General features: G+C 53.3%; 22 protein-coding genes and 1 pseudogene. 11 read left to right on the top strand and 12 right to left on the bottom strand.

All coding sequences use genetic code 11. The features are described 5' to 3' along the window. Nucleotides 1-414 precede the first annotated feature (414 nt). From TJ79_RS13725 to TJ79_RS13705, 5 genes are all read right to left on the bottom strand, one after another. Nucleotides 415-1,431: a bifunctional glycosyltransferase family 2/GtrA family protein gene (locus tag TJ79_RS13725; RefSeq protein ID WP_040950876.1), complete on the bottom strand. Its 1,017-nt coding sequence runs from the start codon at nucleotides 1,429-1,431 to the stop codon at nucleotides 415-417. 41 nt (nucleotides 1,432-1,472) lie between these two features. Continuing rightward, the gene (locus tag TJ79_RS13720; protein WP_155987881.1) at nucleotides 1,473-2,498 is read right to left on the bottom strand and encodes a phosphodiester glycosidase family protein; all 1,026 of its coding nucleotides are present in this window, start codon (nucleotides 2,496-2,498) and stop codon (nucleotides 1,473-1,475) included. Nucleotides 2,499-2,630: 132 nt separating this feature from the next. Continuing rightward, complete coding sequence (locus TJ79_RS13715; protein ID WP_052339583.1) at nucleotides 2,631-2,981, bottom strand: FlxA-like family protein; 351 nt, start codon at nucleotides 2,979-2,981, stop codon at nucleotides 2,631-2,633. A gap of 120 nt (nucleotides 2,982-3,101) precedes the next feature. Continuing rightward, nucleotides 3,102-4,361: a sensor histidine kinase gene (locus TJ79_RS13710; RefSeq protein WP_040950875.1), complete on the bottom strand. Its 1,260-nt coding sequence runs from the start codon at nucleotides 4,359-4,361 to the stop codon at nucleotides 3,102-3,104. Further along, nucleotides 4,361-5,038 carry a response regulator transcription factor gene (locus tag TJ79_RS13705; protein WP_040950874.1) on the bottom strand — a complete coding sequence of 226 codons (678 nt, stop codon included), beginning with the start codon at nucleotides 5,036-5,038 and terminating at the stop codon, nucleotides 4,361-4,363. Before TJ79_RS13705 ends, TJ79_RS13710 begins: the two co-directional genes overlap by 1 nt. 282 nt (nucleotides 5,039-5,320) lie before the next feature. Between TJ79_RS13705 and TJ79_RS13700 the strand changes: the two genes are divergently transcribed. Genes TJ79_RS13700 through TJ79_RS13690 form a run of 3 tightly spaced genes read left to right on the top strand, consistent with a single transcriptional unit; the run spans nucleotide 5,321 to nucleotide 8,768 of the window. Continuing rightward, a complete protein-coding gene (locus TJ79_RS13700; protein WP_040950873.1) occupies nucleotides 5,321-6,058 on the top strand; it encodes a polyphosphate polymerase domain-containing protein in 738 nt (245 codons plus the stop codon). After that, complete coding sequence (locus tag TJ79_RS13695) at nucleotides 6,055-6,735, top strand: DUF4956 domain-containing protein (protein WP_040950872.1); 681 nt, start codon at nucleotides 6,055-6,057, stop codon at nucleotides 6,733-6,735. Before TJ79_RS13700 ends, TJ79_RS13695 begins: the two co-directional genes overlap by 4 nt. A gap of 14 nt (nucleotides 6,736-6,749) precedes the next feature. Next, nucleotides 6,750-8,768 (top strand): carbohydrate-binding domain-containing protein, encoded by a 2,019-nt coding sequence (locus TJ79_RS13690; protein WP_238323009.1) that lies wholly within the window; start codon nucleotides 6,750-6,752, stop codon nucleotides 8,766-8,768. Nucleotides 8,769-8,823: 55 nt separating this feature from the next. Here TJ79_RS13690 and TJ79_RS13685 read toward each other — a convergent pair whose 3' ends face one another. After that, nucleotides 8,824-9,582, bottom strand: a complete 759-nt coding sequence (locus TJ79_RS13685) for a class I SAM-dependent methyltransferase (protein ID WP_155987880.1) — start codon at nucleotides 9,580-9,582, stop codon at nucleotides 8,824-8,826. Between the two features lie 197 nt (nucleotides 9,583-9,779). After that, a complete protein-coding gene (locus TJ79_RS13680) occupies nucleotides 9,780-11,234 on the bottom strand; it encodes an esterase-like activity of phytase family protein (protein WP_040950870.1) in 1,455 nt (484 codons plus the stop codon). A gap of 418 nt (nucleotides 11,235-11,652) precedes the next feature. Between TJ79_RS13680 and TJ79_RS26725 the strand changes: the two genes are divergently transcribed. Both TJ79_RS26725 and TJ79_RS13675 read left to right on the top strand, forming a co-directional pair. Further along, a complete protein-coding gene (locus TJ79_RS26725; protein ID WP_202903326.1) occupies nucleotides 11,653-11,853 on the top strand; it encodes a hypothetical protein in 201 nt (66 codons plus the stop codon). After that, complete coding sequence (locus tag TJ79_RS13675; RefSeq protein WP_238323008.1) at nucleotides 11,853-13,790, top strand: ABC transporter ATP-binding protein; 1,938 nt, start codon at nucleotides 11,853-11,855, stop codon at nucleotides 13,788-13,790. The genes TJ79_RS26725 and TJ79_RS13675 overlap by 1 nt, the downstream gene beginning before the upstream one ends. A 61-nt stretch (nucleotides 13,791-13,851) precedes the next feature. Here the strand turns inward: TJ79_RS13675 and cysI are convergent. Together cysI and TJ79_RS13665 are read right to left on the bottom strand one after the other, a co-directional pair. Continuing rightward, nucleotides 13,852-15,578, bottom strand: a pseudogene (gene cysI / locus TJ79_RS13670) (assimilatory sulfite reductase (NADPH) hemoprotein subunit). A 48-nt stretch (nucleotides 15,579-15,626) separates the two neighbouring features. After that, the gene (locus tag TJ79_RS13665; RefSeq protein ID WP_040950869.1) at nucleotides 15,627-17,495 is read right to left on the bottom strand and encodes an assimilatory sulfite reductase (NADPH) flavoprotein subunit; all 1,869 of its coding nucleotides are present in this window, start codon (nucleotides 17,493-17,495) and stop codon (nucleotides 15,627-15,629) included. A gap of 285 nt (nucleotides 17,496-17,780) precedes the next feature. On the opposite strand from TJ79_RS13665, the gene TJ79_RS13660 reads away from it, so the two are divergent. The 4 genes from TJ79_RS13660 to TJ79_RS13650 all read left to right on the top strand — a co-directional run bounded on the left by TJ79_RS13660 (nucleotide 17,781) and on the right by TJ79_RS13650 (nucleotide 22,717). Further along, nucleotides 17,781-19,712 carry an asparagine synthase-related protein gene (locus TJ79_RS13660; RefSeq protein ID WP_040950868.1) on the top strand — a complete coding sequence of 644 codons (1,932 nt, stop codon included), beginning with the start codon at nucleotides 17,781-17,783 and terminating at the stop codon, nucleotides 19,710-19,712. Nucleotides 19,713-19,740: 28 nt separating this feature from the next. Then, nucleotides 19,741-19,884: a paeninodin family lasso peptide gene (locus TJ79_RS27235; protein WP_155987879.1), complete on the top strand. Its 144-nt coding sequence runs from the start codon at nucleotides 19,741-19,743 to the stop codon at nucleotides 19,882-19,884. 105 nt (nucleotides 19,885-19,989) lie between these two features. Further along, nucleotides 19,990-20,913, top strand: coding sequence for a phosphoenolpyruvate carboxykinase (ATP) (locus tag TJ79_RS13655; protein ID WP_040950867.1), 924 nt, complete (start codon nucleotides 19,990-19,992; stop codon nucleotides 20,911-20,913). 4 nt (nucleotides 20,914-20,917) lie between these two features. After that, nucleotides 20,918-22,717, top strand: coding sequence for an ABC transporter ATP-binding protein (locus TJ79_RS13650; protein WP_040950866.1), 1,800 nt, complete (start codon nucleotides 20,918-20,920; stop codon nucleotides 22,715-22,717). Between the two features lie 83 nt (nucleotides 22,718-22,800). Here the strand turns inward: TJ79_RS13650 and TJ79_RS13645 are convergent, their stop codons facing one another. From TJ79_RS13645 to TJ79_RS13635, 3 genes are all read right to left on the bottom strand, one after another. After that, on the bottom strand, nucleotides 22,801-23,424 hold the full coding sequence (locus TJ79_RS13645) for an FMN-dependent NADH-azoreductase (RefSeq protein WP_040950865.1): 624 nt from the start codon (nucleotides 23,422-23,424) through the stop codon (nucleotides 22,801-22,803). A gap of 157 nt (nucleotides 23,425-23,581) precedes the next feature. Beyond that, the gene (locus TJ79_RS13640) at nucleotides 23,582-24,022 is read right to left on the bottom strand and encodes an RrF2 family transcriptional regulator (protein WP_040950864.1); all 441 of its coding nucleotides are present in this window, start codon (nucleotides 24,020-24,022) and stop codon (nucleotides 23,582-23,584) included. 108 nt (nucleotides 24,023-24,130) lie between these two features. Then, nucleotides 24,131-25,120, bottom strand: coding sequence for an N-acetylglucosamine kinase (locus TJ79_RS13635; RefSeq protein WP_238323007.1), 990 nt, complete (start codon nucleotides 25,118-25,120; stop codon nucleotides 24,131-24,133). A gap of 163 nt (nucleotides 25,121-25,283) precedes the next feature. On the opposite strand from TJ79_RS13635, the gene TJ79_RS13630 reads away from it, so the two are divergent. Further along, nucleotides 25,284-25,595: an antibiotic biosynthesis monooxygenase family protein gene (locus TJ79_RS13630; RefSeq protein WP_040950863.1), complete on the top strand. Its 312-nt coding sequence runs from the start codon at nucleotides 25,284-25,286 to the stop codon at nucleotides 25,593-25,595. Nucleotides 25,596-25,639: 44 nt separating this feature from the next. Beyond that, complete coding sequence (locus tag TJ79_RS13625; RefSeq protein ID WP_040950862.1) at nucleotides 25,640-26,224, top strand: DJ-1/PfpI family protein; 585 nt, start codon at nucleotides 25,640-25,642, stop codon at nucleotides 26,222-26,224. Nucleotides 26,225-26,226 lie beyond the last annotated feature (2 nt).

The raw sequence follows: 26,226 nt of genomic DNA, 5'->3' as shown, positions 1-26,226 counted from the left end.
AAAGAGACGGTCGGCCAACCGTCTCCTGTACAGACTTGGGTGGACACACCCTCCAATTGAAGCGTAAGGAAGTAACCCACCTAGCCGTCCAGCTGAAGGTGGGTTACTTTCGTTTATCCAGGTATGTTAGAAGCGCTAAGAGAAAGCCCAACGCAGCAAACACGACCATGAACGTTTGGAAAGTATCCATAGGCATACCCCCTTTCCGGAGGATGCCGCACCCAAGTTGGTTCTGTACAACCCATATTATACCAGAAATTTAGCTTGTGGAGTCTGCCAATCACCCCCGGGAGGGAGGCCCCTCCGCCTAACCCAAAAAAAAACCATTTGTATATCCAATTCGAAACGAGATCAACCGTAACTAATTTTCTCGAAAAACAAAATGGCAAATGGGTTTTGGAAAAATGACGTTACTCAATAGACGAACTTCCGCTGAGACCAGTAGCTGAACAGAAACAACGCGGCTTCGGTAACCAGTTTGGCTGTGAGAAGTGGGATACTGAGATTCTCGTAGAAAATGTGCATGAGCACGTAATTCAATAGGGCGATCAAAATGACCAGAGCATAGTAGCGGGGCAGCGATTTCCGGGTCGCCGTCCCGTTTTCTTTTTCACGGGAGAAGACGAAGGTGCGGTTCATGGTGTAATTGAATACGGAGCTGCACAGGCGCGCTCCGGTGACCGAAAGGAACAGGGCTCCGCCGATCCACTGGAACAAGAAGAGTAGGACGAAATCGAGAAGAGCAGAAAATCCGGAAGAAGCGCTGAATTTCAGGAAAGGGAAGTAGACGCGGGCGGAATCGGCAAGAGGGCGAAAGTGGGACGATTTGTTCTCATCCAGATAAACGGTGTCGATGGGAACCTCGAACAAGGGATAACCAGATGACTTAGCTTCAAGCAGCATGTTCATCTCGTATTCGAAGCGTTCTCCAGGGATGCGGCACAACCAGAGCAGCATGTCGGCGGAGTAGCCCCTTAGCCCGGTCTGGGTATCCAGAATGGAGGTGCCGGTAGTGCAGGCGTACACCATGCGGGTGGCGTTGTTGCCGAACCGGCTGCGGGCTGGGACATTTCCAGTAAAGTGCCGGCTGCCGAGAACGACATGCTGTGGATGCTCGCGGGTGGCGGCTGCAATTCTCAGAATGTCTTTGGGTAGGTGCTGGCCGTCGCTGTCCGCGCACACAACGGCATCGGTGTTTCCGTTTTGCTGCAAGTAGGAAAACCCGGTTTTCAGCGCTCGGCCTTTACCTAGATTGGTTTGGTGGGTGAGGACGGTACAGCCCGCTTCCCTCGCAGAATCGAAAATCCCTTGATAGGCCGGGCCGCTGCCGTCGTCGACGATCAGGATCATGGCATCGCATGCGGCTTTTAGCTGTCCGATCAGTCCTAACAACCTTGTATCAGGTTCGTAGGAGGGGATTAAAATGGTCATCTTTATCTGCCTCCTCGTATTGTTCGCTCATGGATTCATGCTCAATCGGGAATATAGATGATGTCGCTGACGCCCCGTTCGTTGCCTTTGCCCAGCGGATTATTGACGACCCGGCCCATGAAATACATGGTGGAGGAGCCGCCTCCGTCCAGGTTGTAAGCCTCGGTGGCGCCGAGGTCTTTGAACAATTGGGCGAATTCCGTCATGGTCAGCCCTTTGCTGTAACCGGACATTCGGCCGTCCACGACGATAAACAGATAGTGGTTCGGGGCAATCATGCCGATGCCGGTTCTTGGATTGGAACCTTGAATCGAACGATTGCCGAAGTTGGTGTCGATTTTGACGTGCTCCAGGTCGTCGGCGATCTCGCCGTCCTTCACCAGGCCGGGACCGAAGGAGAAGGTGTTGGTTACACCCTCTGCCAGCAGATCGGAGGAAGAAGTTTGTTCTTCATCGTAAGATTTCATGCTGCCGTCGTTGAACAGGGCGAGGCCTTCCCGGGTCGGCTCGTCCCGGTATAAGGTGCCATTGCGGATCACGACGCCGTCATTGCGGAAGCCGTAATAATCGCCGTTAATGGCAAAAATGGCGTTGTGGTTTTCAGCGATGGTCGACGTGTTTTGGATGATGTTGGTCCCGAAAGAGTCTTTTGCAAAGGCGGTGAGCAGGTTGGTACTGCTATCAAAGGTGACATCGGCGACGTAATAGGTTACGGTGTCGCTGCCTGAGCCAGTCTGTACCTTTTTGATGTGGACCGTTTCCTTATCGCTTGTATAGTTCCAATCATCAGATTGGGCTTGGCCCGATGATGGATCGGATGAAGTCTGATCAGATGAGATCTGGCTGGACGAAGTATCACTGGATGAATCGTTGCCCGATGAGACACCACTAGGCGAAGTTGATGCCCTAGGGGGGTCGGTGACGACGATCTCAATATGCTCGATTAAGTAACGGTCGGCGAGCTTATAAACGATAGCGCCGATAACCGCGAGTATGAGAATAAGGATGATGGCGATCTTTGTTTTTTTACGGTGACGGGAAATAGCAATCCACTCCTTTTGAAGCACGGAAAGATGAAGAAGCTTGACAGGCTCATTGTCGCAAAGGCACCTGAAGCGGACATGAGGATGATCTGAGGATGCGCTGAATAACCGCTTCAGAAAAGAAAAACACGGACCGGGATGGTCCGTGTTCGAGAGTTAGGCGAGCATGTCGATGGTGCTGGTAGAGTCGGTTGTTATTGGCTTGACTTTGGTGCTCTTGTCTGCGTTTTTGTCCGTGTTCGGGTCGGCCGATTTTCCGGAACTGGACTGTGCCTGGTTGGTCGCCTTCGCCTTTGCCTGGGCGATCTGCTGTTCGATTTGCTGAATCTGCATTTGTATTTGCTGCATTTTCAGTTGCTTCGTCTTGGCGTCGTCCTTGCTTGTGCTTTCTTCTTTCAACTGTTTTACCAGACTCGTCAGTTGTTTCTCCAGACTGGTGGTGTCCGAAGCGGACTGGGAAGAATAGCTGGAATAGCTTCCGGATTGCGATACCGATGAAATATTCATGTGTTCACCCCCTCGTTGGGAAAAGTTGCGGAGAGCATCGTAAAGATGGTCCTATACCGTTATCGAATCCAAAGTTGAATAAGGGCTGAGAGAAAGCTGAAAAATGGCTGTATTTTCCATTCAGAATTGAACGGTAAACGATGTCGTTTCTCCGGGAATGCTTTTTGCGGAAATCTTGCCTTTGTGCTGCTCGATAATGGACTTGGCGATGGCGAGCCCCAAGCCGTAACCGCCAAGTTTGCGGGAGCGGGATGCATCCACCCGGTAGAAACGGTCGAAGATGCGCTCCAAATTTTCCGGCGGGATGCCTTCTCCGGTGTTGGCTACCGTCAAATGAATCTCGTTGTGGTGTTTTTTTAAGGAAAGGGAGATGGAGCCCCCCGGGTTGGTGTATTTTGCGGCGTTATCCAGCAAGATCATGACTACCTGCTTGATCTGCTCGCTGTTTCCGTGGAGGGTTAAGTCCGACTCGATGTCATCCTTAAGGGCAATCTCTTTTTCGAATATCACGGCTTCCATGGTCAAGAGCACACTTTCTACCGCTTCGCTCAGGTTGAAGGTTGTGAACAGCACGCCGGTGCGGGCCTCGTCCAGCTCTGTCAGGTACAGCAAATCGCCGGTCAGCGTCTTCATCCGTTCCGTTTCGGATTTGATATGGTGCAGCCACTTGACCTGATTGACGATGGTGTCGTCTTGGTTGGCCAGAAGTACGTCGGCGTTGGTATTGATGACGGCCAGCGGCGTTTTCAGTTCATGGGATGCGTCGGCGATAAATTGTTTCTGCCGTTCAAAGGCCACTTTAACGGGTGCGATGGAGCGGTTCGCGAAAAATCGGCTCATTAAATAGATCACGACAAGCATCACCAATCCGACAATGGAAAAGGTATAGATGAGATTGGTGAGAATTTGCTGACGGGCCGTGACATCCAGGTAAACGACGGAATAACCGGCGCTATTTTGCTCCACGGTATAGGCCCAGCGGGTGCCTTCCAAAACGAACTGGCCGCGAGCCGGCACCGTGGAGGATTCGGACTTCTTGAGGGCTTGGGCATAGAAGTCGTCGTCCATATCGAAACGGGAGTTATGGGCGATCAGGTTCCAATGGGTATCCGCCTGCAGGAGAAAAGAAACCGACCGTTCCGGAGGAGGTCCGGCGTTACCTTTTAACGGTTGATTATGTCGGCTGCCGACAGCATGCGGACCGTTCAGGCCCATATCCGGCTTGAGGTAAAAGTCGGCTACCTGCTGCAGTTCCGCGTTGATATCCGAGTGAACATTTTGATAGGTGATCATATAAATGGTGGCGAAGGACAGCAGCATGATGAGAGAAATGGAAACCAGGTTGACGAGCAGGAACCTATGGCGGAGCTTCTGAAACATTACTCCGTCACCTCCAGCACATATCCAACGCTGCGAATCGTTGTGATGCGCACGGTAGATTTCAGAAACGCCAGCTTCTTCCGCAAAAACGAGACGTACACTTCCACGTTGTTATATTCCGCCTCCGAATCGAACCCCCACAGTTTCTCGATGATGAGTTCCTTCGGCGTGACTGCGCTTTTTCTCGTGATCAAGAGCTCCAAAAGCTCGCTTTCTTTCAAGATCAGCTTCAGTTCCTTTTCCTTGCAGATGAGCTTGAGGCCCGCCGTATTCAGTTCGATATCCCCGAATTTCAGCGTATCCTCCGGCACCACCTCTCCCTTGCGCCGTAAGGCGGCGCGGATGCGGGCCAAGAGCTCCTCCGTGGAAAAAGGTTTCGCCACATAATCGTCGGCACCGTAGTCAAGGCCGGTGATTTTATCGGATATTTCGCCTCGAGCCGTCAGTAGGATGACCGGTGTGTGAATTCCTTCGGTGCGGATGGTTTTGAGTACGGTGATGCCGTCCATTTCCGGCAGCATGATATCGAGGAGCAGCAGATCGTAAATGCCGCTCCGAGCGTTGTCCAGCCCGGTTTGGCCGTCATGGACGGCATCGACGGAATAGTTTTGTTTTTTCAGAATTTGCGTGAGGGCTTCCGCCAGATGAATCTCGTCTTCCACGATCAGAATGCGCATGTCGCTGTCCCCTTTTTGCTGCCCGGATAGATCCGGGTCTCTTCGCTATATAAGACTTTATAAGTTTGACATTATAGATAGGCTTATTTCGCTACGGTAAACGTCGCGCGTCCTTCGAGGACGGCGTTAGCCGTTTATCCCTGCATGTCTTCATTATAGAGGAAAAACCTTTAATCAACCTTAAACTTGGCCGTTTTGGCGTTTAAGATTCATTAAAGGTTGGCCCGGTAAGATGCAGCCATGGGACGAAATATTAACGTTTTGTAAAGGAGAGGAGCTCCCGTGGCGATTGAAGTGTTTAACCGATATGAGAACAAATATGTGATGGACAGCAAAACGTTTTACGCCATCTACAACCGGCTTCTCGACTATATGGTGCTGGATGAGTACAACAAGAACGACAAGTTCTATACCATCAGCAACGTGTATTTTGATACGGAACACGATTCCTTAATTCGCAGCAGTCTGGCCAAGCCCAAATACAAAGAAAAGCTGAGAGTCAGGGCGTACGGCATACCCGGCCGGGAAGATAAGGTCTATCTGGAGCTGAAAAAGAAGGTGTGCGGTCTGGTAAACAAGCGGCGAACGGCGCTTCGGCTAGACGAGGCTTATGAATTCGTGCGCACCGGAATGGAGCCGGAGCTGCAACCTTATATGAACGCTCAGGTGGTTCGGGAGATCAATTATTTTCTTACGCGCTATAATCTGTTGCCGAAAGTTTATCTGGCCTATGAGAGGATTGCGATGTTTGCCAAGGACAACCGGGATTTGCGCATCACCTTCGATACGAATATCCGGTCCCGGCGGTACGATGTCCGGCTGGAGGACGGGGATTACGGGGAACCGCTGATGGAACGGGGGCAATGGCTGATGGAAGTGAAGGCGGAGAATACCATTCCCGTCTGGTTGTCCAAAATGCTGTCGGAGCATCACATGTACCGCACGAGCTTTTCCAAGTACGGCAATGAATATAAAAAAATGCGAAACGAACGGTTCGCGGAGGAGAGAATGTTCGTATGATGGATTCTTTATTTTCAACGGTAGCGGCAAGTACGGATCTCACATTTGGCAGCGCCGTTGTGACGATTTTGGTGGCGATCGCCTTGGGTGCGGTGATCAGCTTTACCTATATGAAAACCCAACCTGCATTCACTCAAGGTTTTACCTTGACGATGATTGTGCTGCCGGCGATTATCGCTATCATCATCCTGATGATCGGCAGCAATATCGCCAGAGCGTTCAGTCTGGCCGGCGCCTTCTCGATTATCCGATTCCGCAGCGCCCCTGGCGACCCGAAGGATATCGCGTTTGTTTTATTCACCATGGCGGCGGGTTTGGCTTGCGGCGTAGGCGCTTTCGGTTATGCGGTTTTGTTTACGGTTATTTTGTGCCTGCTTATGTTCTTTTTGAAAACCATCAAATTCGGCGCCCAAAAGGCAGCGCAAAAAACACTGAAGGTGACCATCCCGGAAAATCTGGGGTATGAGGAAGCCTTCGACGAGATTTTCAAGACGTTTAACGTGCAGTATGACTTGAAAAAAGTGAAAACGACGGAGCTGGGAAGCCTGTATGAACTGGTGTACCTGGTGAGCCTTGACCATCTGACGAATCAAAAAGAGTTCCTCGACGCCATCCGGTGCCGGAATGGCAATCTCGATATCTCGTTAACCATGACTCCAACGGCTGCAGAATATTAAAGAGAGGATGATGAATGATGATCATAAAAAAGTGGAAAATCAAGTCGGCAAGCTTGCTATTATTATGCGCGCTTCTGGTATCGGCATGCAGTTCGGGAACTTCGGCGCAGAGCGGCTCTGGGACGAAAGCGAACGGGACGGCAACAACGGCAACTGCTGGCACCACCAGCAGCGATGCAAATCTAGATCCCGTGATCAAGGTTGTGAACTACGATGACGACGATTTATATACCGATTGGAGCACGGGCAATCCGGCGAGTATTGCGCTGAACGGGTCCGGTGCTACCATAGATGGCTCGGGAGCCGAGGCAAAGGATGGCTCGGTTACGATCACAAAGGCGGGAACGTACGTCGTCAGCGGCAAATTGGATGACGGCCAGCTTGTGGTCAATGTGCCGGATAAAGGGATCGTTCGCCTGGTGCTGAACGGGGCGGAGATTCATAACAGCGACTCCTCCGCCATTTACGTGGAAGTAGCGGGCAAGACCATCATCAGCCTGCCGGAAGGAACGGAAAATACGGTATCGGACGGTGCCAACTACGTGTTCCCGGACGCGGAAACAGATGAGCCGGACGGCGCGATTTTCAGCAAAGACGATCTGACCATTAACGGAACTGGGAAGCTGACGGTTACGGCTAACTACAATGATGGAATCAAGAGTAAGGACGATCTGAAAATCACCGGAGGCATTCTGGAAGTGAAGGCTGCCGCCGACGGTATTGTTGGCAAGGATATGGTAGCGGTCCAAGACGGCACGATTACTGTGGATGCAGGCAAGCACAGCATCAAGTCATCCAACGATAAAGAGGGCGAGGAAGGCTATCTGTCTCTGGCTGGAGGCACTTTCCATCTCACTGCAAAAAAAGATGCCCTGCACAGCAGCGGAGGCCTCCATATCGCCGGCGGCGACGTAGAGATCAACGCCGAAGACGATGGCATTCATGCGGATCTTTCCATCGCCATTGCCGGAGGCACCATCGACATTAAGAAGAGCTACGAAGGCATTGAAGCGCCGATTATTGACATATCTGACGGCAAGATCAGTGTTGTCTCCTCCGACGACGGCGTGAATGCAGCATTAGGCTCGTCGAATACAACGGATGAGAACGCGGCAGGCGCGGCTCCGGCCGACGGAAACGCGAACACAGCGAAAGGGAATAACGGCGGAAAGGATGCCCAAGCCAGCGCTCCGGCTGCACCAAGCGTGGGCGGACAAGGGACGGCGGACAGCCAGTCTGGTTTTGATAACGGCGGTGGCGGTTTCGGCGGACGCGGCGGCTTTGGCGGCGGTCCCGGCGGCGGTATGGATCAAGCGGAGGAAGGTGTCATGTTGAGCATTAGCGGCGGGGACTTGACCGTTGATGCCGGCGGTGACGGAATTGATTCTAACGGCTCCGTTGAAATGAGCGGCGGTACGGTCATTGTGAACGGACCTACGGACAACGGTAACGGCCCCCTTGATTATAACGGAACTTTTGTTATGACAGGCGGTTTCCTGATTGCTGCCGGCAGCTCCGGTATGGCGCAGGCGACTTCGGACAGCTCCACCCAGGCTGGGATCATGATGACATTCTCCGGCACTCAGCAAGCAGGCACCCTTGTTCATTTAGAGGATAAAGACGGGAAGAGTATTCTCACCTTTGCTCCTTCTAAATCTTATCAATCTGTGTTCGTCAGCTCGCCGGAGCTAAAGAAAGACGGTTCGTATATCTTGAGTTCGGGCGGTACGTCCACAGGCAACGAAACCGATGGACTTTATGACGGAGGAGCATATAAAGAAGGTACGAAGGTGGTCGAATTCACCATGGCGAACGCCATTACCTGGGTAAACGAATCCGGCGTAACCGAAGCCCAAAGCGGCATGGGCGGCTTCGGCGGTGGAGGTGGCCGAGGCATGGACGGCGGCGGACGCGGCATGAATGGCAACGGCGGTCAAGGAGGAAGCGCCCCCAGCTCCGATGGCGGCAATGGCAGCTCCGGCGGCGATATGCCGACTCAAGACAGCCAATCTTCGACCCAAACGAAGGGATAATCGCTGCAAACAAAAGCCCCTCCTGCATCTCGCGCAGGCGGGGCTTTTGTTGCGGTTAACCGCCCTTTTTCCGGTAAATGGACTTTGGCGGATACGCTCTAACGATTAGTTGGCTTTTTTGATCGAACATGGGCAGGCCGTATTTTTCGTAGTTGAAAGTTCCGACGGGTTCGTACTTCGTCCCCACGACCGTGTCATCGAGAGAATATTGCGCAATGTGAATAATCAGCAGCCCGCCGGGTTTGACGGATTGATTCAGTTTGATCACTTGTTGTTCGAATTTATCGAACGGGTAAATATCGCTCAAATCGCGAATGCCCTTTTCGGCTATGTAGTGGGGCTTTCTCTGGAGAACGGCCATGCAGAAGATGGCGTCATATGGCCCATGCTTGCGGATTTCGGGGTCGCTGGAGTAGATGAAAGAAATGTTTTCGTCCACCGGGAGGCTTCTGCAGATCTCCAGATTGCGCTTGTTGATTTCCGCTCCGACGAGACGTGCTTGGGGGAAATAATGGCGAAGGGACAGCACTTCTTCTCCGGTCGAGCAGCCATAAGAGAGGATGTTGAGATCGGTGCCGTTTTTTTCGGCAAAATAGCCGCGGCATGCGGAAAAAATGTCGGGGTAGCGGTTCATCGAGGTATATGACGCCGTTTGGTGCACGTCTTTCGAGTGGAAGATCTTCATGAAGACAATGGAGCGGTAGTTTCCGTCGCGAAAAAGAAGTTTGACTGCTCGGATGGACTTTTTCAACGCTTGGAACATGGCGGTGGAACTCCGTTTCCCGGGCCTTCCGAGGCGAAATCGGATAGACATGGTAATCACCCCAAGTGAGTATGGCCGTGCAGAGGCTTGCTTCTCTTTGGGTAAAAAGGGTGTCGACTTCAATCTACCAAACAATCCCAAATGAGGCAACTGTTTTCTATCATTAGCTGCAGGGGATTCGAACTCTTCACTGGAGACGAAAAAAGAGACCGGAGAGGAAATCCGGCCTCCAACTAACCGCAAGTTCATTATTTAATCGTATAGGGCAGCTTGAAGGTCCATAGCTCGGTCCCGTTCTCCGCTGACGTGCTGCCGATGCCGAAGTCATTGTCGTTGACGATCGCCAGCGTGTCCCCGTTTACGAGGGAGAGACCTTCGATTTTTTCGTAAGGGAATTTGAACTCCACCGCATCCAAAATGGTCCGTTTGGACACCGGGGAGATTCCGTTTGTCCGCAAGTCGGTAAGCGTCATTTGCTCCAACGTTTTGCCCGCTGCGGTGGCGTCGTCGTATTTGCCAAGGATATTAGTGGCGCCTGTCAGGTCCACGGCATAAATCCGCTTCAGTTGGGCTTTGTCCCCGGGAAATTTGTCCCGCTCGTCGATAAGCAGGGTGTGGTCGTTTACGGCAACCATATCGGAAACGACGATATCGCCTTGAACCAGATTGGTGTATTCCGTTGTGTCTTCCAGCAAGTAGGCGTATTCGGCAACGGGCTTCAGGGTGGTCAGATCAAACTTGATGATGCGGACTTGACGGGAATTGTCCATCTTTTTGTCCGGGTTGCGCAACGCGTTTTGCATAGCCATGAACATGTATTTGCCGTCCGGGGTGATGCCGACGGATTCGGCGCCGCGGTTTTGGCGCAGCTTGTTGTAGACTGCAGGCAGGGTCTCACGGCTCGGCACCAGATCGGCGGAAGCCTGGGACGCCCAACCCTTAGGGACGATCCGTTCGAGGATGGTTCCGTCGCGTTTTACGTGTACGATGGAGGGGCCGTATTCGTCGGATATCCAGAAGGTATCATCCGTCGAATTGTAAGCGAGTCCTTCGATATCGAGACCGTAGGGGTCGTAGGCCAATTCCTTCTCGCCTTTCGTGTCAAAGGGAGCTTCGTCGCGGCCCTTGATGTTCGGCAAGCCGGTAATGGCCGCTTTGCCTGTAACGGGATCGGTACCTTGCACCTTCAACGGGATGCGGTCGAGAATGTTGATTTTACCATCGGCGATTTGGATTTTATATACGGTCGGAGTGTAATCCGGCAACGGGAACGTTCGGACTGTGACGCCGTTTACGTCCACTTGGCCGTTGGGACCGCGGTCTGCCGTCGAATAAAAGACGTTGTCCGGGTCGCCGGGGATGTGGGTCAGCGAGGAGCCGATACCCATTTTAATCCCTTCGGCCAAATCCGCTTCCTGGAGAAAATATTTGCCCGTGAGCTGAGGCTTGTCCGTTAACGAGACGGATTGGCGAAACGCGTCCCAATCGACGTATTTGCCCATGGATTCGCCAATAGCGCGGACCGGCAAGTACAGGCGGCCGTCAATGTCCACGGCGGATGCCGCTGGGGTTACGGTTTGACCGTTGTTCGAGTATTTGATTTGATCCGCCGTGTTTCCGGATTTTACTGCAGCCGTTACAACACCGGTTCCAACCGTGAGCGCAAGAACCGCGGTTGCGGCCAGCGTCCATTTTTTGTTCATTCCTGACACTCTCCCTTTTCACGAATATGGCAATCTGGAAAACGTTTCATTTCTGTTATAGCAGCGCCATATTTTGGACATGTAAAAAGAGAAGAGGGGATATGTAAAATGATGAAATCGCTAACCTGATGCAGGGGATTCAGTTGTCATGACATTATCCATGACTTTTGTCACATAAATGTTAATCTTTCCTAGATACAATTTGTATCGGATTTAGAATAATTGTGTTATGATAAAAATGCGGTAACAACCATTTTCCACTTGTACAACAAATGCTTCCAACCGTACCGGACTTTTAAAAAGAGTCCATGCCGCGGATGGTCGTTCATCCAAACCGGCACTTGAAACCCCTTACATAGTTGGCAAGTGGAAAATCACATGAAGCCGCCAGTTCGTTATGAAAAGGAGGAAAAAGTGAATGAAAATGCAATGGAAGCAACCTGAAGTGGAAATTCTGGATATCGCGCTGACCCTGCATCATACGCCGACCCCAACTCCCCGCCGTACGCCAACGCCGACACCGAGACACAGTTCCACGCCCTGCAAGACGCCGTCGCCAACGCCAACCCCACGGACGACACCGACACCGACTCCTACCAAGCCGCCTGTTTTCTCCTGATGCGAGAGCATGCCTGCCGATTGGCCGGCATGCTAAAGATTTTATCCGGGCCCGATCAAATCCTTAGCATGTCTCGCGCCAAAAGAAAGGATGGAGAAAAGCGCTCCATGCCGATTATGAAGGAGTTCAATGGAATGGGTATTGTTTTTCGTTATATGAATAAGCTTCGCTTGTTTGCCGGAACAAAGCTTTACGTTTATCTTCTCGGGATGATGTTCGTCAGCCTGCTGCAAAGCTTCGGGCTCGTCCTGCTTGTGCCCATGCTCGGCGTGATCGGTTTAACCGACTCGAGCGCAAGTTCCATCCCGTTTTCCCAGACGCTGGCTGCGCCTCTGAAAGGGTTGCCGCAGGATAAGGCTTTGGCGATCGTCCTCATTGCCTTCCTGCTGCTGTTAGGCATTCAGATTGTCCTCCAGCGCAGCCAACAAATTTGGAACCAAAAACTGGAGATGGGCTTTGACCGCCACATGCGGGAAGAGTTTTACGAATCTTTGTTGGCCGCAGATTGGCCGTTTTTCTTGCGTAGACGGAAGTCCGATTTCATTCATATCATGGAGTCGGAGCTGCCTCGGGTCATCGACGGCATTTATATGGCTTTGGGCTTTGTTACTACCCTTCTGTTTACGGCAGTGCAAATCGGACTTGCTCTCTGGCTTTCGGTGGAGCTCACCTTCTCCATTCTGATCTGCGGCGTAGTTCTCGCGCTGCTTTCCCGCCGGAATGTCCGGAAATCGAAGGAATTGGGGGAGCGCATCACGGATTTGTCGGCGCGGTATTTTGCCGGGATTACGGATCAGTTTAGTGGCATCAAGGATATCAAAAGCAACCGGATGGAAGGCCAGCATACGGCATGGTTCCGTTCCTTCAACCAAGATTTTCAGGATAACAGCATGCAGTTCCTGAAGCTGCAGTCCCGGACTCAGTCCGTGTACAAGGCGGTTTCGGGGTTTTTAATGGTCGGGTTTTTGTACGCGTCCTACACGTTGTTTCACGTTTCGCCGGATCGTTTGATCTTGATCGTACTGTTGTTTTCTCGACTGTGGCCGAAAATGAGCTGGCTGCAATCCGGCTGGGAGTCGATGGCCCAAGCTATTCCCGCCTTTACCAGTCTCACGGCGCTGCAGAAGGAGTATCAGGCCGCCCGGGAAATGGATGCAGGGAAAATGAACAACCAAAGCGCCCGCCTGCGCGTTATCCACGGCATCGAGTGCCGGAAAATCAGCTTCCGCTATGACCAGACGTTGCCGGCTTATGCCCTGCGCGACATTAACCTGCGCATTCCTGTAAACAGCATGACCGCTTTCGTCGGCAAATCCGGCGCCGGTAAAAGCACGCTTATCGACATTCTCATCGGCCTTCTGAAGCCAGAGAAAGGTGAGGTTCTTGTTGACGGGAGAGCCCTTACGCCGGAGGAGAGGATTGATTTTCGCGGGACGGTCAGTTACGTTTCTCAAGATCCTTTCCTGTTTCATTCTACCTTGCGGGAAAATTTGGCCGTCGCCGCTCCCGGCGCCAGCGAGGCGCAAATGTGGGAGGCGCTGACCTTTGCCTCTGCCGACGAGTTCGTGAAAAAGCTGCCTCAAGGGCTGGACACGGTCCTCGGAGACCGGGGAGTCCGGCTGTCCGGCGGTGAGCGGCAGCGAGTCGTGCTAGCCAGGGCGATTTTGCGCAAGCCTGCGATTCTCGTGTTGGACGAAGCCACCAGCGCGCTGGACAGCGAAAACGAGCGGAACATCCAGATGGCGTTGGATCGGCTGAAGGGGACGCTGACGATCATCGTCATCGCCCACCGCTTGTCCACGATCCGCGGCGCCGACCAGGTCATCGTGCTGGAGAACGGGTCCATCATTCAGCAGGGCGGCTATCAGCAGCTTTCCAGCGAGCAGGAAGGCGCCTTCGGCACGCTGCTCCGCTATCAAGCGGTGGTAAATTCATGATAGACAGCGAAAGAGCCGCCCCTGATCAGGGGCGGCTCTTTGCTATACCAAAACTAAATCTTTATACCGCGTGGAACTCCTGACCGTCTCGCACTTCCTTGACGTATCCAGCACGGATGGTGAAGTCCCCGAAATGCTCCTCTGGAAGCCGTTCCTTGGCGTACCGGTTGATGATCGGCCGAATCGTGTCCAGAATCTCGTCTTCGCCGATGTTTTCCTTGTACAGCTTGTTCAGGCGTTGTCCGGCGAAGCCGCCGCCCAGGTACAGGTTGTACTTGCCCGGCGCCTTGCCGATGAAGGCTAGCTCGGCCAAGGCCGGGCGGGCGCAACCGTTGGGGCAGCCGGTCATGCGGATGACGATCTCTTCATCCCGCAGGCCCGCTTCTTCCAGAACCGGCTCCAGTTTGCCGATGAGCGAGGGCAAGTAGCGTTCGGACTCGGCCATGGCCAAGCCGCAGGTAGGCAGTGCTACGCAAGCCATGGAATTGCGCCGCAGGGCGGAATTCAGCTTGCCGTCGGAGAGGAGGTACTGCTCGATCAACCCTTCGATTTTCTTCTTCTTGCGGGGACTGATGCCGCCGATGATCAAGTTTTGGTTAGCCGTCAGGCGGAAATCCCCGTCATGAACCTTGGCGATTTCTCGAAGGCCGGTCATCAGCGGGTAATCGTCGGTGTCCTTGATCCGTCCGTTTTCGATGAACAGCGTGAAGTGCCATTTGCCGTCGCTGCCCTTGACCCAGCCGTACCGGTCGCCATGATGGTCGAACTGGAAGGGTTTCGCTTCGGAGAGCGCCCATCCCAGCCGTTCCGTCAATTCCGCTGTGAACCAGTCGAGACCCCGGTCATCGATGGTGTATTTGAACCGGGCGTGCTTGCGCACGGCGCGGTCGCCGTAATCCCGCTGGATGGTCACGGTTTTCTCTGCTACGTCGATGAGCTGTTCCGGGGTGCAGAAACCGATGACTTTTCCTACTTGAGGATAGGTTTTGGTGTCGCCATGAGTCATGCCCATGCCGCCGCCGACGGAAACGTTGAAGCCTTTGAGTTTGCCGTCTTCCACGATAGCGATGAGGCCGAGGTCTTGGGAAAAGACGTCGACGTCGTTGGAAGGCGGTACGGCGATGCCGATTTTGAACTTCCGGGGCAGGTAGACCGGCCCGTAGATCGGCTCCACTTCTTCTCCAGGGTCCAGGCTGTCGGAGACCTTCTCCCCGTCCAGCCAAATTTCTGCGTAGGCACGGGTGCGGGGGTCCAAATGGTTGCTGACCTTGCTGGCCATTCATATACTTCTGCATGAATCTCCGACTGGTTGGGATTGGGGTTGCACATGACGTTGCGGTTGACGTCACCGCAGGCAGCCAGAGTACTGAGCAGCGCATCATTGACTTCCTTAATCGTCTTTTTCAAGTTCCATTTGATGACGCCATGAAGCTGGAACGATTGACGGGTCGTCAAGCGAATCGTGCTGTTTCCGTATTTATGAGAGATTCGATCCATCATCAGCCATTGATCCGGAGTCACAATGCCGCCGGCAGCGCGTACCCGCAGCATGAACTGGTAAGCCGGCTCCAGCTTTTGCTTGGCCCGCTCGTTGCGCAGGTCGCGGTCGTCCTGCATGTAGCTGCCGTGATGCTTCATCAGTCGGTTGTCATCCTCAGGGATAGACCCGGTTATCGGATCAGCGAGGGTTTCAGTAAGATTGCCCCGCAAATAATTACTCACTCGTTTGATATCCTCCACGTCGCTATGGGGGCGGTCATGGGGCGGATATGGGTTTTCTTTTGCCATGCTTATATCTCCTTTCGGACACTCGGACATTCGGACGGGACAACCCGATCAGTACACGTCCCGCTGATAACGTTTCTCCTGCTGCAGCTTAAGGATATAGTCCGCGGCTTCCTCGAAGCTTAAGTCGCCTTCTTGCACAAGGATGGTGAGGAGTGCGTTGTGGACGTCGTGAGCCATGCGTTTTTCGTCGCCGCAGACATAGACATAGGCGCCTTCTTGCAGCCATTTATAAAGCTCGCCGCCGTTGGAAAGCATCCGGTGTTGCACATACACCTTTTCCTCCGTATCCCGGGAAAAAGCTACGTCCATGCGGGTGAGGAGGCCTTCCTTAAGCCAGCGCTGCCACTCCACTTGATACAGGAAATCGGTGTGGAAATGCTGATCCCCGTAAAACAGCCACGTTTTGCCTGCCGCTCCCGTCTCTTGCCGTTCGCCCAGAAACGCCCGGAAAGGTGCGACGCCGGTGCCGGGGCCGATCATGATGATCGGGGCATCCGGGTTAGCCGGAAGCTTGAAGTTGGGGTTTTGCTGAATGAACATCGGCATCGTATCGCCGATTTGCGCTCGTTCGGCCAATTGCACGGAGCAGACACCGTACCGGTCGCGGCCGCTTTCTTCGTAACGGACAGCGCGTACCGTAATGTGCGCCTCGTCAGGATAGGCCTGCGGACTGCTGGCGATGGAGTACAAGCGCGGCGGGATTTTCCGCAGGATGGAGACGAACTCGACAGCGGCAATGCCCTTTAAGCCGTAATCTTCTACCAGGTCCAACAGGTCGCGGCTCCCGAGATATTCCCGAAGCTTCTCCTGCCCCAAGCTTAACAATTCGCCCAACTTCGATCCCGGAGCCAGCTTTGCCGCTTGCTCCACAAGGGGTTTGGTCAGGACGGTAACTTCATAATAGGAAGCAAGAGCTTCCCGCAGCTTGCGCGTTTCGCCGTTTTTTCCTGCGGGCACCAGCTCGTCCCCGGCCCAACCCATGGCGACGATTAGCTCGTCCACGAGGCGGGGATGGTTTTCCGGAAAAATACCCAGGCTGTCCCCCGGTTCATATACGAGATTGGAACCTGCCAGATTAAGTTCGATGTGGCGGGTTTCCCGGTCCGAGCCGCGGCCGTTTAGGTTGGAGTTCTCCAACACCTCGGCGCGGAAAGGATGGCTGCGGGAATACTCGGATTCCCCGGCGCTTCCTGCGTCCGCAACAGCCGATACGTTAATGGCGCCGCCTGCCGCAGCATTCGCTGCGCTGCCGTTCAAGGCGCCAACGACTTCCGTAATCCAAGCTGCCGCCGGTTCGCCAAAATCGACGTCGCAATCGGTGCGGGGAACGAGGCGTTTCGCGCCCAGCTCTTCCAGACGGAGGTCGAAGTCTTTACCCGTTTGGCAGAAAAACTCGTAGGACAAGTCACCCAAAGCCAGCACGGAATAGTGCAGTTCCGGAAGCTGTGGCGCCCGTTTGCCGTGTAAAAACTCATGGAACGCCAGAGCATTGTCGGGCGGATCGCCCTCCCCATGGGTGCTGACGATCAGGAACAGGTTGTTCACTTTTTTCAAGTTGCCGGTTTTAAAATCGCTCATGGCGGATAAAGTGACCTGAACGCCTTGCTCCTCCAGCTTCTTGGCCAGCTTTTTGGCCAAACCTTGACTGTTGCCGGTTTGGGAGCCGAAGAGGATCGTGGCTTCCTTGGGGGCGGCTGCCGTTGCCGCAGGATCAGGTGCTGCACCCGCTTCTACCGCCGCATTCAACGTCTGAACCGTTCCGACTGACGCTGCTGATAAGGAGGCGCCGCCCACAGATAAGGCAGCCAAATAACCGGTCAGCCATATCCGTTGGGTGTCCGTTAACCCTGGCAGAAGCCGATTGAGCAATTCCGCTTGTTCTTCATTAAAAGGACTGTTTGTAACATGGATAACCAAAATCCTTCCACCTCGCTGCATGGCTTAATCGCTATTCCAAATCATTAATCCGTAAATCCGATCTACTTCCTATGAATTTAACACAGCAAAGTACGACGGTCAAAACAAATGAACTTATAGGATTTATCAGCAAACCGAATAAAAGCGGAATTTCCCGTAGTTATGACTTAGGTCACAAAAAAGCAGCAAATTCATAGTTACAAAATGTATCATCTATGATACTATCTAACTAAAGTATACATTTTGTATCAGTAATCATTTTAGTACAGAAGTCAGGTGTTTTGAATGAGCGCGATAACAGGCATTTTGAATTACCGGGGAGAGCCGGTTTTCGCTGGGGACGCCGGAGGGATGATGCAGGCTTTGCAAAAATATCCATGTGATGCGGCGGAAACGTGGACAAACGGTTCGGTCTTTCTCGGCTGCCAGGCCAACTGGGTGACGGCGGAGTCCGTTAATCAACCGATTCCTTTTCACGACAGGCTGCGAAAGCTGACGGTAACGGCGGATGTGATTCTCGACAACCGCAAGGACCTCTTCGAGAAACTTCAAATCGAAACAGGCAGGCAGAGCCGGATTACGGATTGTGAGTTGATTCTCTGCGCATACCGCAAGTGGGGAAGAAATGCGCCGCGCTACTTGATCGGCGACTACACCTTTGTCATCTGGGACGAGGAACGGCAGCAGCTTTTCGGAGCGCGGGATATGACCGGCAACCGGACGCTGTATTACATAAACGACGGAAAACGGTTTGCCTTCAGCACCGTTGCGAACCCGCTTTTCCATATATCTGGCGTGCGCAAAGAATTGAATGAAGAGAAGCTTGCGGAGTTTCTGGCCATTCCTTATATTTTGGAATCCTTCGACGTTCATTCCACCTTTTACATGGGTATCGAGCAGGTCCCACCGGCGCATTCGATTACAGTATCCAATGGCATCGTGATTCTGGAGCAATACGACGCATTTGAAGAACCGGTCCATAAGCTCCGGCTGAAATCCAATCAGGAATACGAAGAAGCCTTTTCTGCCGTGTTTCAGGAAGCGGTTAACGATAAGCTGCGCACTCGCCATCAAGTAGGAGCCAGTCTTAGCGGCGGACTGGATTCGGGTTCCGTCGTCAGTTTCGCGGCTGAGCCTCTGAAGAAGCAGGGAAAATCCCTTTATACCTACAGCTATGTGCCATCTGCCGATTTCATCGATTGGACGGACAGTAGCATGGTCGCCAACGAAAGTCCCTACATCCGCGAGGTCGTCGACCAAGTCGGCAACTTGACCCATACCTATCTTGATTTTCCGGAGCGCAACGCCCTCACCGAAGTAGACGACATTTTGGAACTGATGGAAGGGCCGTATAAGTTTTTTGAAAACTCCTTCTGGATCAAGGGGATGCTGGAGCAAGCGAGGCGAGATGGAGTAGGCGTACTGCTCAATGGCGGTCGGGGCAATTACACTCTCTCTTGGGGTCCGGCTCTGGACTATTACGTCCGAATTTTGAAAAAGCTGCGGCTCATCCACCTGTACCGCGAACTCAAACAGTACAGCAAAATCGAAAACATCGGGCGTTCCCGCATTGTACCCTATCTTTTAAAAGAGGCGCTGCCTCATAGAGGACATGGAACGGCTTCCATTTCCGACACTCCGCTGCTGATTCATCCCGAGTTTGCCGCCCGATCCGGAATCATGGAAAAGCTGCTGCCTTACGATATCAGTCTGACGGATTCCCCGAACGATGATATTGACGAACGAAAAGACTATTTGCAGAACTTGTCCGCTTCGAATCATTTGGGAACTTCGACAACGAAGCTGTCCCTTGGCTATGGAATCCTAGAGCGGGACCCAACAGGCGATCCGCGAGTGATCCGCTTTTGTCTCTCTCTGCCGTATGAGCAGTTTGTCCAGTCAGGAATGGACCGTGCTCTTGCTCGTCGGATTACAAGAGATCGTCTGCCGGATGCGGTTCGTCTTAATCAACGTAAAAGAGGAGTGCAAGGAGCGGATTGGATGCATCGTCTTCACTCCGTTTGGCCTTCGATTGCTGGCGAAGTCGAAGAACTGTGCAAGGATTCCCGTGCTGAGGAATATCTCAATGTGAACCAGATCCGGGCATCCCTCAAAAAATTGGGACATGCTCCCCGCCCCGATTGCGCCTTCGATCCCGACGCCGGGATCGTGATGAAGAGTCTGATCGTGTACCGTTTTTTGAAGCGCATCTCGTAACTCATATTCCAAAAAGGAGGTGATCGCAATGCAAAAGCTGCAATGGCAACAGCCGAGTGTAGAGGTTCTTGACGTCGCAATGACGCTGGGAGGACCGAAAAAGCCGGTTCCCGACAAAAACTTGAAGGGCGGCAACAACCGCAAGATCGACACGCCGCCGGTAAGGTCCTAAGATTGATCATCAAGCCGGCTTCCGGCCGGCATGATAAAGCCCTTACCCTGTGGAGACTGAGGGTTTTATCATGCCTGTGCAGGAGGAAAGTGGAGGGGAAAACAGATGGTTCAGCAATACCCATTCGGATATTATCAAGCCTTTGGACTCACTATACGCTCTGAAATCGCATTGCCGGACGTGTTGAGCATCGAGGAACGACAGGGAGAAGCGGATGTGGACATTCGGATCGGCGATCTGGATCAGGATTGGCAGCTTTACGGCGATCCGGACGATTACTATGCCTATCATGAAAATCAATTGTTGCTCTATGTGCCTGATCTTGCGATCTATCGGGTCCGGGAAGGCCGGGACATTACCGTCATGCCTTTCGAAAAGGCAACGGAAGACAGCATTTGCCTCTATCTTCTGGGTACTTGTATGGCGGCCATACTCATGCAGCGAAGAATCCTGCCCTTGCACGGCAGCGCAGTCATGATCGACGGCAAAGCCTATGCCTTCGTAGGGGACTCCGGGGCGGGCAAATCGACGCTGGCTGCAGCATTTCTCCAATCCGGCTACCCGCTCGTCACCGATGACGTGATTGCCGTCAAGTTGAACGATTCGGATGGAAAACCGGAGGTGATTCCCGGATATCCGCAGCAGAAGCTGTGGCAGCAAAGCCTGGAGCTTCTCGGTATGGACGCGGCCCAGTACAAGACGATCTATGAGACCAAATATGCCATTCCGGTTGCCGCCGAGTTCAGCAATAGAACGGCGCCCCTTGCCGGCATATTCGAGTTGAACAAGACGGAAGACGACCAATTGGAGATCGATCCCTGCCAAGGGCTGAACCGGCTTCCCCTTCTGGTCGAACACACCTTTCGCAATTTTATGATTCCGGAGCTGGCGGATGGCCAGTGGCATTTTTCCACTATTGTAAAGGTTGGCAGCGGAACGCGGATGTACCGGCTGAAGCGGCCGGCCGCCGGCTTTTCCACAAAAGAACTGGTGGAGCGGATTCTGCGAACCGTAAACGAGGGGGCATGACGCGGTGAAGAACGTCCTTCCGTACCTGACGAAACTGCGCGCCTTTGCGGGAATGAAGCTGTACGTCTATTTATTCGGGATGATTGTCATCAGCTTATTGCAAAGCATCGGTCTGTTTCTGCTCATTCCTATGCTCGGCCTGATCGGGCTGACCGGCTCCGGTACGAGCGTGCCCTTTGCCTCCCTGCTGGCCCGGCGTCTGGACGGATTGCCGGACAAGTGGGCGCTGGCGGTGGTGCTCGTCGCTTTTTTGCTGCTATTGATGGCACAAGTCATCCTGCAGCGGGCGCAAGCCATCTGGAGCGAAAAGCTGGAGCAAAGCTTCAACCGGCATCTGCGGGTGGAGATTTACGAATCGCTGCTCATGGCGGATTGGCCGTTTTTTTTGCGCAAACGGAAATCGGATTTCATCCATATGATGACGTCGGAGCTGCCCCGGGTCAGTTACGGCATCTATCTGCTCTTAGGGCTCGCGACGACAATTTTGTTTGCGGCGGTGCAAATCGGCGTTGCTTTTTGGCTTTCGGCGGAGCTGACCGTCGCGATTCTTCTTTGCGGGGCACTGCTTGCTCTGTATTCCCGCAGGAACGTACGGAAATCGGAAGCCCTAGGAGAGCGGGCGTCCGCGTTGTCCGAGCAATATTTTGCCGGAATGACGGAACACTTCAACGGGATCAAGGATATCAAAAGCAACCGAATGGAAGATCAGCACGCCGCCTGGTTCCGTACCCTGAACCGGGAGCTGGAGGAAAATCAGGTACAGTTCACCCGGGTGCAAACCGCCTCTCAGATTTCCTTCAAGGCCGTTTCCGGGATATTGCTCGCCGGTTTTGTATTTGCCTCGTACTCCTTGTTCGACGTGGCGCCGGATCGCCTTGTCTTGATCATCCTGCTTTTTTCCCGCTTGTGGCCGACGTTTTCCGGGCTGCAATCCAGTTGGGAACAGTTGGCTCAGACCTTGCCTGCCTTTAAAAATCTAGCGGCACTGCAGCAGGAGGTTCGTACAGCCAAGGAACTGGAGCTTGGGGACGCGGCAAAGGATCAACCGGTGCTGCGGATATCTCGCGGGATTGAGTGCCGGGGAGTCAGTTACCGCTACGACAAGCAAACACCAGTGTACGCGCTGCGGGATATCAACCTGCAGATTGCCGCTAACAGCATGACGGCCATCGTCGGCAAATCCGGCGCAGGCAAAAGCACGTTGATCGATATCCTCATCGGTCTATTAAAGCCGGAACAAGGAGAGGTGCTGGTGGATGGGCAGCCTCTAGGGAAACAAGACGCCGCATTTTTTCGCGGAGCGGTCAGCTACGTCTCGCAAGACCCGTTTCTGTTTCATGCGACGCTGCGGGAAAACTTGCTCATCGCCGCTCCCGGCGCCAACGAGAAGATGATGTGGGAGGCGCTAGCTTTCGCTGCTGCGGACGAATTCGTGCGTAAGCTACCCGACGGGTTGGACACCGTCCTCGGCGACCGGGGAGTCCGGCTGTCCGGTGGCGAAAGGCAGCGTGTCGTCTTGGCGAGGGCAATGCTGCGCAAGCCGTCGATTCTTGTGCTGGATGAAGCCACCAGTGCGCTGGACAGCGAAAACGAGCGGACGATCCAACTGGCTCTGGACCGTTTGAAAGGGATGCTAACGATCATCGTCATTGCCCACCGCCTGTCCACGATTCGCGGAGCCGATCAAGTGCTGGTGCTGGAAAACGGGGCGATCGTCCAGCAGGGCGGTTATCAGCAGCTTTCCGGCGAGCGGGAAGGCGTGTTCGGCAAGCTGCTGCGGTATCAGGATGTTGTTAATTCTTAAGGTCGTACAAAACGAAAAGCTCCTCCCCTGCGCGATGCGCGAAAGGGAAGAGCTTTTTTTGCATGAAGAGAAAAATTGTTGGATTAGAAGTTGGCTGCAACTTTAGCGACGTTTTGCAGGCCTTCGGTGATGATGTCCGCGGAGCGGTCTTTGAATTGGTTGTGGCCTTCAATGATCACTTCTTCTGCTTGGATACCGAACATGCTGAATACTCCCTTGATTGGACGGATCGCCGATTCCATGGAAGCCATAGGCTCCACGGAATAGATGCCGCCGCGGGCGCTCAGCAGGGCAACTTTCTTGCCGCCAGCCAAACCAACCGGACCGTTCTCGGTGTATTTAAAGGTTTTACCGGCTTGCGCCAGGAAGGATACATAATCGACAACCGGCGAAGGAGTCATGTAGTTCCAAAGCGGGAAGGCGAGAACGACTTTATCCGCGGCAAGGAATTGATCGAGATAGCCGTTGGCGGTATCCGCGGCGTTTTGTTCTTCTACCGAGAGAAGCAGGCCTTGGCTCCGTTTAAAGTTCCCTGTCATGGTCACATTACCGAAGCGCGGAAGGTTTTCCGCGTAAAGGTCCAGTTCGATAACGGTGTCTTGCGGATGGGCTTCCTTGTAAGCGTTCAGGAAGGCATCGTACATTTTCACGCTGACGGCCATTTCAGCCGGGCGGTCGTTTGCTTTGACAAACAAAATAGTAGACATGTGTGAAGAGCTCCTTTATGAATAAAATTGGTTTCCAGCAATATGTGCTTGCAGCAGGTGCATTTTACTGAAAAAAATACAGTTACTAAACTGCAACTGGCATGAGCACAGTATAAAGGATTTTCAGACGTTTGAAAAGGGGAAATGAAAATCAATCTCAAGTGGCTGGGAATGAAATCCCTTCCATAATGTCGGCAACTGTATATTTCCGCAAATACTCGATCGCTCTTTCTTCCGCTTCCTGCAACGTTTTTTCCAGGATTCTGTTAAGCTGAACCCCGGCTTTTCCGCAGCCGAGTTCAAATTCCTCTTCGTCGCAAGATGGGGCTTGCACGGCGAGGTAAATTTCCGCCAGCGTTATTTGATCCGCCGGTTTGCGAAGGATATATCCGCCCTCTCGACCGCCTCTCGACTCCACAATTCCGGCGTTCGTTAGCGCTTGCATGACTCTGCGCATGAAAGTAGCATGGGATTGGACCTGACCGGCGATCATGGCGCTGGACAAGATACAGCCGCTTTTCGCCAAGCGGACGACAGAATGAACGGCGATTTTGAAACGGGGGGGTCCGATGTTGATTCCGCGGCTTACCGTACTCATGCTTCATCGCTCCTTTGGCATCATTAGCAACTGCTCAACGCACATTATAGAGTAATCTTTAGGCCTATACAAGGAGGATCAGAAGGATAGAAAGGGCAGCCCCAAAGGTTACCCCCGGGCGAATTCGTTTTGCCGGAGCCGGTCGAAGAACCGGTCGGTTAGAGGGACGCCGAGCTGGTTCAAAGCGTAGAGCACCGCTCCTGCCGAAGGAGAGAACGCCGGCTGTACGACCCGGAACGGGGAGTCGGCCATGTGTAGGAGCTGCTCAGTTAACGAGCGGGAAAAATAGTCGCTGGTGGCGATGCTTCCGATAAGCGCGACATCTACCGGCCCGTGGGAAAATGATGGTCTCAACAGGCTGATCCCCAATTTGAGCTGGGCGATGGCCCTGTCACATACCCGAATGGCGATGGCGCTGCCGTTTTCAGCTTCCTCTGTCACTACCGGTGCGAACAACCCGAATGTCCTCTCCCGCTGTTGGTGGTCTTCTTCGAAGCCCTTTTGGGCCTGTTTATACAACTCTTGCAAACTCCGCGCATCCCAGTGTATCAGCATCGCTTCAATGAGCCGCCGATCCGACTCGCCTGTGTATCCCGCCAAAACTTCATGGACGGCGGCATAGCCAAGAAACCGCGAAGCGCTGGCAGCATAATGGCGGAAGTCGAAATTGTACAAATGGCTGCCGCTTTCTGTAATGGCCAAAATATTCGAGCCCGTACCCGAAATCGCGATAATGCCGGGACGCCCCATCAACGCACCGGAATGGGCGATGACCGCATCGTTCACATGCCATTTGGGGCAGTCGAGACCATCGATTTCCGTAAGAGGGATAATCCAGTTCAAATCCGCTTCCGAGTCGTAGCCGGCAATCCCCGCTGCCAAGCCGATCACTTGCGACGCTTCTTTTCCTGCTATTTTCAGCGCCTCGGTAATCGCCTCTCGGACGTTTTGCGTCGCATTCCCGTCTTTATAGATGGATGCGGCGCCTTTTCTCGTATAAGCAAGCACGTTTCCATCAAGATCGCAGACCATCGCCCGGGTGTGGGTTCCTCCACCGTCGATTCCCATCACGACATTTTCGTTATGCAGATTGAACACCTCAATTTCTCATTCGGTACCCAGATTATACCGTAGCGGCCGGATGGATGGACGACTTTGCGAAATTTCAGTGCGTTTTTTTATCAAAGCAGGCAGACAAACGGTGATGACAGGAGTATACTCTTACCAAAAAATCGTCGGCAAGGGGAGGAGCTTGATCCACATGACTCAACGAAGTGGAAGCTATTATGCGGTGATTTTTTCAAGCCAGCGGACGGAAGGCGATAAGGGCTACGGCGTTACGGCGGACGAAATCGAAGAGCTCGCCAAGCAGCAGCCTGGTTTTATTGGGGTAGAAGGGGTACGGGACGCCAGCGGCGCGGGGATTACCGTTTCGTATTGGGAGAGCTTGGAGGCCATCGCAGCCTGGAAGCAAAATCCCGCCCACCGGTTGGCGCAAAGTAAAGGCAAAGAGGTCTGGTACGAGCGCTATCAGGTGAGAGTCTGCAAAGTAGAGCGGGAGTATTCGTTTTAACCGCTGCCGTTTCTTATTACTCAAGAGAGGACCGGTGATGAGCTGTGAAAATGGCTTTTGTTTTGTTCGACGGGATGACGACCTTGGATTTCGTCGGCTTTTACGATGCGATAACCCGGATGAATCCGCTGAAAGCCGTGGAAAATCTGACCTGGGATTTTTGCGGGAACGAAGAGCAGGTGACGGATGACCGCGGGCTGACGATGAAAATCGGCCGCGTTCTTCCCGACCTTTCCGGCTATGATTTGGTATTTATCCCCGGCGGCATGGCAACGCGGCAGCTCCAAAACGATGCCGATTTTATTTCCTGGATTCGGACGGCGCAAGATGTGGAATATAAGGTGTCCGTTTGTACGGGAGCGCTGCTTCTTGGCGCGGCAGGGTTTTTGGAGGGTAGACGCGCGACAACGAATCCTTCCGCATATGAGCTTCTAGAGCCGTATTGCGCGGAAGTGGTGAAGGAACGGCTAGTCCGGGATGGAAACGTGTTTACCGGCGGAGGCGTCTCCACTGCTATCGACTTGGGCTTGTACGTCGTGGAGGAGCTGACAAGCTCGGAAGTGGCGAGAGAGATTCAACGGAGGATGGACTATCCGTATTACCGGACGGCTTCGTCATTAGGCAAGTGACA

Origin of the sequence: Gorillibacterium massiliense, from assembly GCF_000455485.1 — a bacterium.
Lineage (GTDB): Bacteria > Bacillota > Bacilli > Paenibacillales > NBRC-103111 > Gorillibacterium > Gorillibacterium massiliense.
This window is presented reverse-complemented; position numbering and strand designations above follow the sequence as displayed.